We start from the raw sequence: 12,993 nt of genomic DNA, 5'->3' as shown, positions 1-12,993 counted from the left end.
GCCTCCGAAGGGAGGCGCCGCTGGTCGTGTCGGGGATCAGGCGTCGGGCTCGAAATCCAGGCTCAGGCTGTTGACGCAGTAGCGCTGGCCGGTCTCGGTCGGCCCGTCGGGAAAGACGTGGCCGAGGTGGGAGCCGCACTGGCTGCAGGTGATCTCCACCCGCTTCATGCCGTGGCTGTTGTCCTCGGTGTAGGTCACCGTCCCCTCGATGGCCCGGTCGAACGAGGGCCAGCCGCAGCCCGCGTCGAACTTGGCTGCTGAGTGGAACAGCACCTGCTTGCAGCAGACGCAGTGGTAATCGCCGCTCTTGCGGTTGTGCAGCAGGGCACCGCTGTAGGGACGCTCGGTCCCTTTCTCCCAGCAGATGTGGAACTGCTCTGCACTCAGCTTGTCGCGCCACTGTTCAGGGTTGTTACTGCTCATTCCGGCTCCTCACCACTGATAACGGTGCCCAGCATACCCAGTCAGGGCGCCTGGCTCTACCCCGCCAGCGGGAACTGTGATCCCGTTGGCAACACGGCGACAACATCCGCTGCCACCACCCCTTCGCTCGCCAGCACCGCCGCCGGCAGGGCGACCCGCTCCAGCAGCTTGAGGGAGTGGGCACGCCCCACCGCCACCTGCCGCTTGATGTCGTCCGGCAGGAAGGGCAGGCCGTCGTTGGTGGCGGTGTCGATGGTCTGGATCCACTCCATGCCCTCCCCCGGCGGCGGCAGGCGGAACTGGATGTCATAGTCGCTGGCGTTGAACAGCACGTACCAGCGCTCCCCGGAGCAGCCAATCATGCCGATGTCCATGGCAAACGCCTGCCCCATGGGGGCGTGCCAGTCCTGATCGGTGAGCTGATGGCCGTCCGGGTGATACCAGTTCACCTGGTGACAGCTGGTCGCCTTGCCGTTCCAGCCGTCGTCGCTCAGTTGCAGGTTGGAGAAGACCCCGGACTCCGCCCGCAGCGCCATCATCTGGCGGGTGAAGGCGAGCAGCCGCTCGTCCTCCGGGCGCAGTTGCCAGTTCACCCAGCTTATCTGGTTGTCCTGACAGTAGGCGTTGTTGTTGCCGAGCTGGCTGCGGCCCATCTCGTCCCCGGCCAGAAAGTGGGGCGTCCCCTGTGACAGCAGCAGGGTGGCGATGAGGTTGCGCTTCTGCTGCTGGCGCAGGTTGTTGATGCGCGGGTCCAGGGTCGGCCCCTCCACCCCGTGGTTGCTGGAGAGGTTGTTGCCGTGGCCGTCCCGGTTGTCCTCGCCGTTGGCCTGGTTGTGGCGCTGGTTGTAGGAGACCAGGTCCTCGAGGGTGAAGCCGTCGTGATAGCAGAGGTAGTTGACGCTGGTGTGGGGGGAGCGCCAGTTCTTCGGGAAGAGATCCCGCGAGCCCACCAGACGGGTGGCAAAATCCCCCATCTTGCCCGCATCCCCGCGCCAGAAGGCGCGCACCGTGTCGCGGTAACGATCGTTGATCTCCAGCCACTGGCTCGGAAACTGGCCGAGACGATAGCCGAAGGGGCCGATGTCCCAGGGTTCGGCGATGAGCCTGACCCGCGCCAGCACGGGATCCGCCATCATGGCCTTGAAGAAGGCGCTCATGGGATCGAACTCCCCCGCTTCCCGCGCCAGGGTGACCGCCAGATCGAAGCGGAAACCGTCCACCTGCATCTCGGTGACCCAGTAGCGCAGGGCATCGAGCACCAGCCGCAGGGTGTTGGGGTGATCCAGATTGACGCTGTTGCCGCAGCCGGTGACGTTGGCGTGGCGATGGTAATCCAGACCGTGGGCACCCGACTCGAAGGCGTAGTAGCCCGCGTTGTCAAACCCCTTGAGGGAGAGCATGGGGCCGTCGAAGCCCGACTCCGCGGTGTGGTTGTAGACCACATCCAGGATCACCTCGAGTCCCGCCCGGTGCAGCTCGCGCACCATGGTCTTGAACTCGGTCACCGCATCCTTCGCCCCGTAGCGCGGTTCGGGCGCGAAGAAGGCGATGGGGTTGTAGCCCCAGTAGTTGGTGAGCCCCAGCTGCTCGAGCCTGGGCTCGGACATGAAGGCCGCCACCGGCATCAGCTGGACCGAGGTCACCCCCAGCCCCTGCAGATGCTCGATCATCAGCGGGTGGCTGATGCCCAGATAGGTGCCCTGCAACGCCTTGGGGATGCCGGGGTGCTGGCGGGTGAACCCTTTGACGTGGGTCTCGTAGAGCACGACCCGCTCCGGCGGGATGCCGGGCTTGCCGACCCCCTGCCAGTCGAAGGCATCGTCCACCACCACCGACTTGCCCACCATGGCCGCGCTGTCCCCCTCGTAGAGGGCGTCGTCCCAGTAGGTAGGACGGCTGAGCGCCCGGGCATAGGGGTCTATCAGCAGCTTGTCCGGGTCGAACAGCAACCCCTCCTGGGGAGAGCCATGCACCCGGTAGCCATAGCGCTGACCAGCCTTGACCCCGCGCACGTGGCCGAACCAGTACTGGCCGCGCCGACCGGGCAAGGGGAGACGCGCCAGCTCCTGCTCCTCGTCGTCGAACAGGCAGAGCTCCACCTTGTCCGATTGGGGAGCCCAGACACAGAAGTGGCAGCCCGTCTCGTCCAGACGGGCGCCAAGCGGGTGATCTACCCCGTTTTCCATTTCAAACATCAGGACTCCTGTTTGATGAACAAGGTCGCGAGCGGCGGCAAGTCCAGCACCAGGCTGTGTGCCATCCCCTGCCAGGGGGTCGCCTCGGCGACGAAGACCAGACCCACATCATAGTTGCTGCCCCAGTAATGCTCGCTGTCGGTGTTGAGCACCACCCGATAGCGACCGGCAGCCGGCACCCCGAGACGGTAACCGATGCGCGGCACCGGGGTGAAGTTGCAGGCCACCACCAGCGGATGGGCCCCCAGCTTGTCGGCCCGCAGCCAGGCGAAGATGCTGTTGTCCGCGTCCTGGTGATCCAGCCAGCGGAAACCGGCCTGTTCATAATCCGCCTGATACAAGGCAGGTTCATGACGATAGAGGTGGTTGAGATCCCGGATCAGCCGCTGCTGGCCGCCGTGCCTGGGGTACTGCAACAGGTGCCAGGGCAGCTGGGCATCATGATTCCACTCGTTGCTCTGGGCGATCTCGGTGCCCATGAAGTTGAGCTTCTTGCCGGGGTGGGCATACATGAAGCCCATGTAGGCGCGCAGGTTGGCGGCCTGCTGCCATTCGTCCCCCGGCATCTTGTAGAGCAGGGAGTGCTTGCCGTGGACCACCTCGTCGTGGGAGAGGGACAGAATGAAGTTCTCGTCATAGTGGTACACCATGGAGAAGGTCATGTCGTTGTGGTGGTAGCGACGGTGAATGGGCTCTTTTTGCATGTAGCTGAGGGTGTCGTGCATCCAGCCCATATTCCACTTGAAGCCAAACCCCAGGCCACCGAGGAAGGTGGGACGGGAGACCCCGGCAAAGGCGGTGGACTCCTCGGCGATGGTCATGGCGTGGGGGTACTTGCCGTACACCTCCTCGTTGGTCCACTTCAAGAGGCTGATCGCCTCGTAGTTGTGGTTGCCGCCATCGACGTTGGGCACCCACTCACCGGCGTTGCGGGAGTAATCCAGATAGAGCATGGAGGCGACCGCATCTACCCGCAGGCCGTCGATGTGGAACTTGTCGAGCCAGAACAGGGCGCTGGCCACCAGGAACTGGCGCACGGTGTCGCGACCGAAGTCATAGATGTAGGAGTTCCAGTCCGGGTGCCAGCCACGGCGCGGATCCTCGTACTCGTAGAGCGGCGTGCCGTCGAAGCGGGCCAGGCCGTGGGCATCGGACGGGAAGTGGGCGGGCACCCAATCCAGAATCACGCCGATCCCCGCCTGGTGGCACTGATCCACGAAGTATTTGAAATCGTCGGCCGTGCCGTAGCGACTGGTGGGGGAGAACATGCCCACCGGCTGGTAGCCCCAGGAGCCGCTGAAGGGGTGCTCGGAGACCGGCAGCAGCTCGATGTGGGTGTACTCCATCTCCTTGATGTAATCCACCAGTTCCACCGCCAGCTCGCGCCAGCTCAGGCTGTCGCCGTTGGAGTGACGCTTCCAGGAACCCACGTGCAGCTCGTAGATGGAAAGGGGCTGCTCGCGCTTGTCATTGAGCTGACTCTCGCGCCAGGCGGCGTCCTGCCACTGGTACTGGCCATGGTCATAGACCACGGAGGCGAACGAGGGGTACTGCTCGCTGTAGAAGCCCACCGGGTCGCTCTTGTGGGGCAGGCGATTGCCCGCCGGGTCCTTCAGTTCGAACTTGTAGCGATCCCCGGCCTTGAGCCCCGGCACGAACAGCACCCAGTGGCCGCACTGGCTGCGCTGCATGGGGTGACGGCGGCCATCCCAGAAGTTGAAATCGCCGATGAGGCTCACCGCCGTGGCGCTCGGCGCATAGACCGCAAAACGGACCCCTTCCACCTGCTGGCCGAGGTGCGTCACGGTGCGCAACTGGGCGCCGAGGGTGTGGTAGAGGTTTTCCGGTTGCCAGGTGAGTTCCGCCAACCCTTCCCAGGCGGCAGCCTGGAACTGATAGGGGTCGATGATGTCGGCACTGGCGTCGGCGTAGGTCGCGATGAGCTGGTAGGGGAAGGGATTCTTGCGGCGGGTGAAAACAGTTTCAAAGAGGCCCGCTTCGTCAGCGGCGGTCAGGGTGGCAACTATCTTGCCTGACTTGAGATCCCTGACCCGGACCTCGAGTGCATCGGGCAACCAGGCGGTGAGTTTCAGGCCTGGCCCATCCGGATTGGCCAGCAGGCCTAGATGGGAGAAGGGATCGGCACAGCGGGCGGCAACCAAACGTTCAACGGGCATCGACATTTCCTTTGATGGCTGAACATCCGCTTCGGCCGAAGCCGAAGCGGATGAAAGTGAGTCACATGTTGGCGTTCAAGGCTCAACGGCTGGCCTCGTCACGGGCCCGGCTCATCTTGCCCGCCAGATTCTTGAGCGCCTCGTCGGCGAAGATATCCTCCAGATCCCGGGAGAGCTTGCGACGCCAGTTGGGGTACTCGTAGCTGGTACCCGGCACGTTGACCGGCTTGTCCATCTCCAGCCAGTCTTCGAGCTGGGTGCTGAACAGGGCACAGCTGCCGCGGGACATGTGCAGTTGCAGACCGTGGTTGAGCTCGGTATTCATGCCGACCCAGTTCACGTCGTGACTGATATTGCCAGAGATGACCCCATGAGCATGCAGGCTGTCAAGGATCCGCTGCTTGGCCTGGTGGCGATCAGCATACAGGGTCTTGAGTACGTCTTCATCCGGGTACAGGCCCAGTTCGCGTCCCAGCGCCAGATCGTCGCAGTGCCAGAAGCCCTTGAGGGTCGGCATGTCGTGGGTGGTCAGGGCGGACATCGCCTGCTCGGCGTAGTGCGCCGGGGAGATGAAGCCACCATCGTCCTTGGAACGCTCGAAGAAGAACACCTTGTAGGAGTGGACGCCGTTCTCTTTCAGGGTCACGTCGATCCCCTCCGGCACGGTACCGAGATCCTCGCCGATCAGCAGGCACTGGTTGCGATGAGACTCTAGGGCCAGGATCCCCAGCAGATCGTTCACCGGGTAATAGATGTAGGCCCCCTTGGCGGCCGACTCTCCGGGCGGCACCCACCACAGGCGCAGCAAGGCCATCACGTGGTCGATGCGCAGGGCGCCGCAGGAGCGCATGTTGGCACGGAACAGATCCACCATGGGCTGGTAGGCGGCCTCGAACAGCTGGTTCGGGTTCATGGGGGGCAGGCCCCAGTTCTGGCCGAGGGGGCCTAGAATGTCGGGCGGCGCACCGACCGAGGCTTTCGGGCAGTAGAGATCCCGGTTTGCCCAGATCTCGGTGGAACCTTCGGAGACGCCGACCGCCAGATCCCGGTAGATCCCCATCACCATGCCGGCGGCCTTGGCGCGGGCATCGGCCCGGGCCAGCTGCTCGTCAGCCAGGAACTGCAGATAGAGATAGAAGGCCACATCCTGTTGGTGCTCGGCCATCCAGGCCGCCACTTCGGGGTTGTGGTAATCGCGCAGCGCCTCGGGCCAGACCGGCCAGCCCCAGGCATTCTCGCCCTTGGCATAGAAGTGGGCCTGCAGGGCGTCAAACGCTGCCTGCTGTTGCAGGCTGTCACCGCCTGCAGCCACAAAGGCATCGAACGCAGCCTGACGCTCGGCGCTGAAGCTGGCCTGGTCGAACACCTGACGCAGCATCCCGATCTTGGTCTGGATGACGCCGGTGTAATCCACATTGTCCTTGACCCGCAGGGAGGTGAGGTGCTGCTGGAAGGCCGGGCTCGCCACTTCCGCTTTCAGGCGATCGTTGCCCAGGAATTCGGGCACCGCTTCCACGTCGATATAGGCGACGTTGAGCCAGCGACGGGAAGAGGGGCTGTAGGGGCTGGCACTCTCCGGGTTCGCCGGATAGAGGGCGTGGATGGGGTTGAGACCGACGAAGTGGGCTCCCCAGGCGGCGGCATTCTCAACCAGCTGGCCGAGATCGCTGAAATCGCCGATGCCCCAGTTGTGGCGGCTGCGCAGGCAGTAGAGCTGGACGCTCGGGCCCCACACCTTGCGACCATTGGCGATGGGCGCCTGCTTGTAGCAGGACTTGGGGGCGACGATGAGACGCATGGTGGCCAGCGGCTCGTCATTGCCCTCTTCCAGCAGGATGAGCTGGTGATAACCCAGCGCAGGCTGCACATCCAGGGTGACGCGATAGGCCTGGCACTCCATCTCTTCGAACTCGGCCACCCCGACCAGCTCACCCTCGATGGGGGTGAGTTGACCGGACAGCACTGCACCCTGCTCCTGCTGGAGCTGCCAGGTGAGGGCATCGTTGACGAATTCGATGGGGAGGCGAACCTCAAGAGTAACGGCGTCGCCGCTGCGTACCACCATCACGGGATCCAGCGCGCGCAGCCAGTGCTGGCGGTGCTCCTGCTCAAGCTGTTCGGACAGGGCGGCCTCGTCGTCGACGCGGTAGCCCATGGCGCCCAGCATGGCGGCCTTGCTCTCTTCCGATACCAGGGCCGGCTGGCCCCAGGCATCAACATACTCACTGGCAATGCCTTTGGCGGCAGCCAGCTGTTCAATCAGGGTGGTCATAGTTTGAGAATTCCCGCTGTGGATTCTGTCTACGCTATTTTGTGATTAATTTTTATGGTTGGTACTTGAACAGTGGCTCTTTGGCCATGCTAAACCGCGCACATTTTTACATATCTCCCCGGCTGGATGTGTGACCGGGCAGGCACTATTGTTGTTCTCTGCCACCGACTTTGCTGATGATGCATTCAACAAAAGTTGGTAGCCAGTTACATAAACCGAAAATAAATTTCACAGTTTTTCATGATATAGCGCAATTTCGCGCAGATTGTTGGTTGACTCGCGAGGGAGTTCTAGTAAATTTACAAACGGAATTTTCTTTGACTACTGAACAGTTAGGTAACCAATTATGACTATCAAAGTAGGTATTAACGGTTTTGGCCGTATCGGTCGTTTCGTTTTCCGTCTGGCCGCTGAGCGTGCTGACATCGAAGTGGTTGGTATCAACGACCTGATCGACGTTGACTACATGGCTTACATGCTGAAGTACGACTCCACTCACGGTCGCTTCAAGGGCACTGTTGAAGTCAAAGACGGCAACCTGATCGTCAACGGCAAAACCGTACGTGTTACCGCTGAACGTGACCCGGCCAACCTGAAATGGGGCGAAATCGGTGTTGACGTTGTTGCCGAAGCAACCGGTCTGTTCCTGACCGACGAAACCGCTCGCAAGCACATCGCTGCCGGTGCCAAGAAAGTCGTACTGACCGGTCCGTCCAAAGACGCTACCCCGATGTTCGTCATGGGCGTCAACCAGGATTCCTACGCTGGCCAGGACATCGTTTCCAACGCTTCCTGCACCACCAACTGCCTGGCCCCCATCGCCAAGGTTCTGAACGATACCTTCGGTATCGAATCCGGCCTGATGACCACCGTTCACGCTACCACTGCTACCCAGAAGACCGTTGATGGTCCGTCTGCCAAAGACTGGCGCGGTGGCCGCGGTGCGGCTCAGAACATCATCCCGTCCTCTACCGGTGCTGCCAAGGCTGTTGGCGTGGTCATCCCGGAACTGAACGGCAAGCTGACCGGCATGGCCTTCCGCGTTCCGACTCCGGACGTGTCCGTTGTTGACCTGACCGTCAACCTGAAGAAAGAAGCGTCCTACGCTGAAATCTGCCAGGCCATGAAGGCTGCCTCCGAAGGCGCCATGAAGGGCGTGCTGGGCTACACCGAAGACGAAGTGGTTTCCACCGACTTCCTGGGTGAGCGTCAGACTTCCGTGTTCGATGCCAAGGCTGGTATCCAGCTGAACAAGACCTTCGTGAAAGTCGTCTCCTGGTACGACAACGAAATGGGCTACTCCAGCAAGGTTCTGGACCTGATCGCTCACATCTCCAAGTAATTTGGGATGCGCAATCGCGTAGCTTGAAAAAAGGCGGCCAATGGCCGCCTTTTTGTATTCTGAATCACGGACCCTTTCTGAATGTCCCCGAGCACTGGAGCCTTTATGACACCGACACGTACGCTGACTGCCCACTGCACCCTGAGCCAGGATGGCCTGCCCCTGCTGACCATAGACAATGAGCACGCCAGGGCCGAGATAAGCCTGTTTGGCGCCCATGTGCTGCGTTACCAACGCCATGGTGAGCCGGCCTCTCTCTGGCTCAGCGACAAGGCGATACTGGATGGCAGCAAGCCCATTCGCGGCGGCATTCCCCTCTGCTGGCCCTGGTTCGGCCCCTCCCCCGCTCGCGTTGGCAGCGGCAAGCCGGCTCATGGCTTCGCACGCAACTGCCTGTGGACGCTGGATGGGGTCTCCGATCACGGGGATGGCACACTCGTCCACCTCTCCCTGCGTGACAACGATGCCAGCAGGACACTCTGGCCCCATGCCTTCGAGCTGGAGCTGGACGTACTGGTCGGCAAGGAGCTTTCCCTGGTGCTGACCACCCGCAACACCGGCAAGTCAGCGCTCACCTACAATGCCGCCCTGCACACCTACCTGCAGATCAGTGCGCCGGAAGCGGTGACCGTGACCGGCCTCGGCGAACCCTATCTGGACAAGCTGACCGGCCGAAACGAACTGCAACAGGGAGCGCTGACCGTCACCGCAGCCATGGATCGCATCTACCGCCAGCCCGATGCCATGGTCAGCGTGCAGGATGGTGAGCGCACCACCCGGGTGGTCAACGGCAACCACGACAGCGTGGTGGTCTGGACCCCCTGGCAGGAAGGGGCCAGCGCCATGGCCGACATGAGTGACAACGGTTATCGCACCATGCTCTGTGTCGAGGCGGCCATCACCGCCGAGGACGGGATCACCGTCCAGCCCGACGAGGAGCACAGCTTCTCCACCGTCATCATCTGACGATACAGATGACGGACAAATAAAGAGGGCTCCCGCAGGAGCCCTCTTTGCATCTTGCCATCAGAGTCAGTCAGGCGTTGCCCTGGGTCTTGAGCTTGAGCTCCGCGGCGAAATCCAGCATGCGGTCGAGCGGGACAAGCGCTTTGAGACGCAGTGCCTCATCCACATGGATCTCGTGACGCTCGGCACCGTCGGTCAGGGCCTCCTTGATGGCCACCAGGCCGTTCATCGCCATCCAGGGGCAGTGGGCGCAGCTACGGCAGGTGGCACCATCACCGCCGGTGGGCGCCTCCACCATCTCTTTCTCCGGGCAGGCCTGCTGCATCTTGTAGAAGATGCCGCGATCGGTCGCCACGATCAGTTTCTGCTGGGGCAGCTCTTTGGCGGCCTTGATGAGCTGGCTGGTGGAACCCACCGCATCCGCCAGCTCGATGACGGAGGCCGGGGACTCCGGGTGCACCAGCACGGCGGCATCCGGGTTCTGGGCCTTGAGCTCGCGCAGCGCCTTGGCCTTGAACTCGTCGTGCACGATGCAGTGACCCTGCCAGCGCAGCATCTCGGCCCCTGTCTTCTTCTCGATATAGGCGCCGAGGTGGCGGTCTGGGCCCCAGATGATCTTGTGACCCTGACTGTCCAGATGTTCGACGATCTCCAGTGCAATACTGGAGGTGACCACCCAGTCGGCCCGTGCTTTCACCGCTGCCGAGGTATTGGCATAGACCACCACGATGTGATCGGGGTGCGCATCGCAGAAGGCGGAGAACTGGTCGATGGGACAACCCAGATCAAGAGAGCACTCGGCCTCCAGCGTCGGCATCAGCACCCGCTTGTGGGGGCTCAGGATCTTGGAGGTCTCTCCCATGAAGCGCACACCGGCCACGATCAGGGTCTGGGCTGCATGGTCGCGACCGAAGCGGGCCATCTCCAGGGAGTCACCCACGAAGCCACCGGTGGCTTCTGCCAGGGCCTGGATCTCGGGATCCGTGTAGTAATGGGCAACCAGCACGGCCTGGCGCGCCTGCAGCAGCACCTTGATCTCGGCGATCAGGGTCGCCTTCTGCTCGGGAGTCAGGGGCTGTGGTTTGGCCGGGAAGGGGTAGTCCATCTCGACTACCGGCGGAATACTGCTCAGTGCATTGCTCATTGCGACTGTTCCATCAACGCTCGGGAAGGCCAAAATTATAACCAGAAGCCGTGCACAAACCCATCAACAAATCCAGTACAGTACAACTGTCAGGACCCGCTCCGACCATATCGTTGTCATTCTTGCCAAAAGGAGTTGTCGAATGAAACAACGTTCGCTCAAGACCAAGTTGTTGTTGCTCACGCTGGGACTTTTTCTCGCCAGTGGCGTCGCCATGACATGGATACAGTCCTCCTCGCTGAACGGCCTGCGCGATGACATCATGGCGCAGACCCGTGGCGCCCTGGAGCAGGAGGTTTCCCGTTCCCTGCAATTCCAGGCAGAGCGGTATGCCGTGCAGATCGAAGACCAGTTGCAGCAGGCCTATCAGATACCGCTCGGCATGGCGGCGCAGCTTGAAGGAAGCATGGCCCAGCCGGACCAGCGGCTGAGTCGCCCGCAAGTGGAGCTTCTGCTTGGCAGCCGCCTGCGCCAGGCAAACGGGATCAGCTCCATCTACGCCCAGTTCGAACCCAACGGTTACGACGAACAGGACGCCGACTGGCAGACGGGCGCCAGCCATTCGGTTGCCGGCAAGGGCAGTCTCGAGGTCTACTTCACCCGGGAACAGAACGGAAACATCGCGCAGCAGACCATAGATGCCGCCACCAGTGACGCCAAGTTCGACACCTCGCGCAATGAATTCGGCATTCGCAACAGCGAGTGGTATCTCTGCGGTCGCGAGACTCGTCGCCCCTGCCTGATGGAACCCTACCTCTACGAGATAAGCCCTGGCCAGAAGATGCTGATGACCAGCCTGACGGTGCCCGTCCTCAAGGATGGCAAGTTTGCCGGGATCACCGGGGTCGACATGAACCTGCCCATCTTCCAGCAACTGGCCGAGCACCTTGGCAAGAGCCTCTATGACAACCAGGCCGAGGTCACCCTGGTCAGCAAGGCGGGCTTCATCGTCGGCAGCAACCGCCATTCGGACAAACTGGGGCGCCCCCTGACAGAGGCCGGACTGGTTGCCCCGAATGGACACCCCGCCGATACCGACAGCGATTTCATCTTGCAGCAGCCCATACGGATCGAGGCTGCCGACAACCAGTGGTGGCTGATGATCAAGGTGCCCAAGGCCCTCGCCCTCAGCCAGGCCAACACCATCAGCCAGCAGCTCGGCAGCCTGTTGCAGGCTACCCAGCAGCAGCAGCTGGTTGCCATCGTTGTCATCACCCTGGTGGCCCTGGGCCTGCTTGTCTGGTTCATCCAGACCATCACGGCGCCCCTCTCCCTCATCAGCCGCCACGTCTCCCACCTCGCCAGCAATGAGGGCGACCTGACCCAGCAGATGCGTATCGACACCCACCAGGAGCTCATCGAGCTGGGCAGGCATCTCAATGCCTTCCTCGGCAAGCTGAGGGCCATGGTGCAGGGCAGCAAGCAGATTGGGCAACAGGTGCATCAGCAGGCCAGGGGCATGAAGCAGACGGCCGATGCCATGCGCAGCAGCCTGGATGATCAGAGCCTGGAGCTGGAGAGCGTGGTCAGCGCCATGCACGAGATGAGCACCACGGCAGTCAGCGTGGCGGGCTATGCGGAACAGGCGGCGCAGGAGTCGGAAGCGGCGACCCACCATGTCAGCACGGCCCAGCAGACCTTGAGCAGGGCCCGCAACGAGATCCATACCCTGGTCGAGGACATGCATCAGGCCGACAAGGCGGTCGCCCAGGTCGCCCAGCGCAGCACCAATATCAGCCACATCCTCGATGTGATCCGGGCCATTGCCGAACAGACCAATCTGCTGGCCCTCAACGCAGCCATCGAGGCGGCGCGGGCCGGCGACATGGGCAGGGGTTTTGCCGTCGTGGCGGACGAGGTGAGGGCGCTGGCCAACAAGACCCGCTCATCCACCGACGAGATAGGGCAGCTCATCGGCAGCCTGCAAACCGAGGTCACCAGCAGCCAGCAGTTGATGAGCACGGGGATCGCCCGCTCGGTGAGCACGGTTGAAGGCACGGAGCAGGCCTTCGAGGCACTCAATCAGGTGGTCACCCAGATCCAGCAGATCCATGATCACATCAGCCAGGTGGCGACCGCCGCCGAGCAGCAGAGTGCCGTGAGCGACACCATCAACCAGAACCTGATGCGCATCGGTGACGCCGCCACCACCCTGGGACAAGAGGCCAATGCCAGCCAGCGCCTGAGCGAGGCACTGGAACAGGCGGCCACCACCCTGGCAAGCGAGCTGGATCGACTGCGAACCTGATGGGAGACGGAAACGAAAAAGCCCGCATCGCTGCGGGCTTTTCAATATGGTGGTCGTTACTGGGCTCGAACCAGTGACCCCCTCCTTGTAAGGGAGGTGCTCTCCCAGCTGAGCTAAACGACCTGGGATATGACTGAAATGATGGTGGGTCGTGCTGGATTCGAACCAGCGACCAATTGATTAAAAGTCAACTGCTCTACCGACTGAGCTAACGACCCATCGAAAT

At 62.3% G+C, this 12,993-nt stretch carries 8 protein-coding genes and 2 tRNA genes; 3 read left to right on the top strand and 7 right to left on the bottom strand.

The genetic code is table 11. The features are described from left to right. Window positions 1-36: 36 nt before the first annotated feature. From msrB to malQ, 4 genes are all read right to left on the bottom strand, one after another. Window positions 37-423: a peptide-methionine (R)-S-oxide reductase MsrB gene (gene msrB / locus AB5Y70_RS14810; protein ID WP_049635936.1), complete on the bottom strand. Its 387-nt coding sequence runs from the start codon at window positions 421-423 to the stop codon at window positions 37-39. A gap of 56 nt (window positions 424-479) precedes the next feature. Further along, window positions 480-2,618, bottom strand: coding sequence for a glycogen debranching protein GlgX (gene glgX, locus AB5Y70_RS14805; RefSeq protein ID WP_049635937.1), 2,139 nt, complete (start codon window positions 2,616-2,618; stop codon window positions 480-482). Further along, window positions 2,618-4,795, bottom strand: a complete 2,178-nt coding sequence (gene glgB, locus AB5Y70_RS14800; RefSeq protein ID WP_049635938.1) for a 1,4-alpha-glucan branching protein GlgB — start codon at window positions 4,793-4,795, stop codon at window positions 2,618-2,620. Before glgB ends, glgX begins: the two co-directional genes overlap by 1 nt. A gap of 82 nt (window positions 4,796-4,877) precedes the next feature. Next, window positions 4,878-7,067, bottom strand: a complete 2,190-nt coding sequence (gene malQ, locus AB5Y70_RS14795; RefSeq protein WP_010672883.1) for a 4-alpha-glucanotransferase — start codon at window positions 7,065-7,067, stop codon at window positions 4,878-4,880. A gap of 346 nt (window positions 7,068-7,413) precedes the next feature. On the opposite strand from malQ, the gene gap reads away from it, so the two are divergent. Both gap and AB5Y70_RS14785 read left to right on the top strand, forming a co-directional pair. Continuing rightward, window positions 7,414-8,409 carry a type I glyceraldehyde-3-phosphate dehydrogenase gene (gene gap, locus AB5Y70_RS14790; protein WP_010672882.1) on the top strand — a complete coding sequence of 332 codons (996 nt, stop codon included), beginning with the start codon at window positions 7,414-7,416 and terminating at the stop codon, window positions 8,407-8,409. 105 nt (window positions 8,410-8,514) lie between these two features. Then, window positions 8,515-9,375 (top strand): D-hexose-6-phosphate mutarotase, encoded by an 861-nt coding sequence (locus tag AB5Y70_RS14785; RefSeq protein ID WP_049635939.1) that lies wholly within the window; start codon window positions 8,515-8,517, stop codon window positions 9,373-9,375. Window positions 9,376-9,445: 70 nt separating this feature from the next. On the opposite strand, the gene nadA is transcribed toward AB5Y70_RS14785, so the two are convergent. After that, window positions 9,446-10,519 carry a quinolinate synthase NadA gene (gene nadA / locus AB5Y70_RS14780; RefSeq protein ID WP_010672880.1) on the bottom strand — a complete coding sequence of 358 codons (1,074 nt, stop codon included), beginning with the start codon at window positions 10,517-10,519 and terminating at the stop codon, window positions 9,446-9,448. Between the two features lie 142 nt (window positions 10,520-10,661). On the opposite strand from nadA, the gene AB5Y70_RS14775 reads away from it, so the two are divergent. Further along, complete coding sequence (locus tag AB5Y70_RS14775; protein ID WP_049635940.1) at window positions 10,662-12,767, top strand: methyl-accepting chemotaxis protein; 2,106 nt, start codon at window positions 10,662-10,664, stop codon at window positions 12,765-12,767. 47 nt (window positions 12,768-12,814) lie between these two features. Here the strand turns inward: AB5Y70_RS14775 and AB5Y70_RS14770 are convergent. Together AB5Y70_RS14770 and AB5Y70_RS14765 are read right to left on the bottom strand one after the other, a co-directional pair. Beyond that, window positions 12,815-12,890: transfer RNA gene (locus AB5Y70_RS14770), tRNA-Val, on the bottom strand. A gap of 19 nt (window positions 12,891-12,909) precedes the next feature. Further along, a tRNA-Lys gene (locus tag AB5Y70_RS14765) sits at window positions 12,910-12,985 on the bottom strand. Window positions 12,986-12,993: the final 8 nt, after the last annotated feature.

Origin of the sequence: Aeromonas sp. s1(2024) (genome assembly GCF_040908005.1) — a bacterium.
Lineage (GTDB): Bacteria > Pseudomonadota > Gammaproteobacteria > Enterobacterales > Aeromonadaceae > Aeromonas > Aeromonas caviae.
Note: the sequence above shows the minus strand (reverse complement) of the source record. Positions and strands in the feature narration are given on the sequence as shown.

Coding starts and splice junctions, on each gene's coding strand:
- msrB (WP_049635936.1), bottom strand. CDS start 423: ATGAGCAGTAACAACCCTGAACAGTGGCGCGACAAGCTGAGTGCAGAG.
- glgX (WP_049635937.1), bottom strand. CDS start 2,618: ATGTTTGAAATGGAAAACGGGGTAGATCACCCGCTTGGCGCCCGTCTG.
- glgB (WP_049635938.1), bottom strand. CDS start 4,795: ATGCCCGTTGAACGTTTGGTTGCCGCCCGCTGTGCCGATCCCTTCTCC.
- malQ (WP_010672883.1), bottom strand. CDS start 7,067: ATGACCACCCTGATTGAACAGCTGGCTGCCGCCAAAGGCATTGCCAGT.
- gap (WP_010672882.1), top strand. CDS start 7,414: ATGACTATCAAAGTAGGTATTAACGGTTTTGGCCGTATCGGTCGTTTC.
- AB5Y70_RS14785 (WP_049635939.1), top strand. CDS start 8,515: ATGACACCGACACGTACGCTGACTGCCCACTGCACCCTGAGCCAGGAT.
- nadA (WP_010672880.1), bottom strand. CDS start 10,519: ATGAGCAATGCACTGAGCAGTATTCCGCCGGTAGTCGAGATGGACTAC.
- AB5Y70_RS14775 (WP_049635940.1), top strand. CDS start 10,662: ATGAAACAACGTTCGCTCAAGACCAAGTTGTTGTTGCTCACGCTGGGA.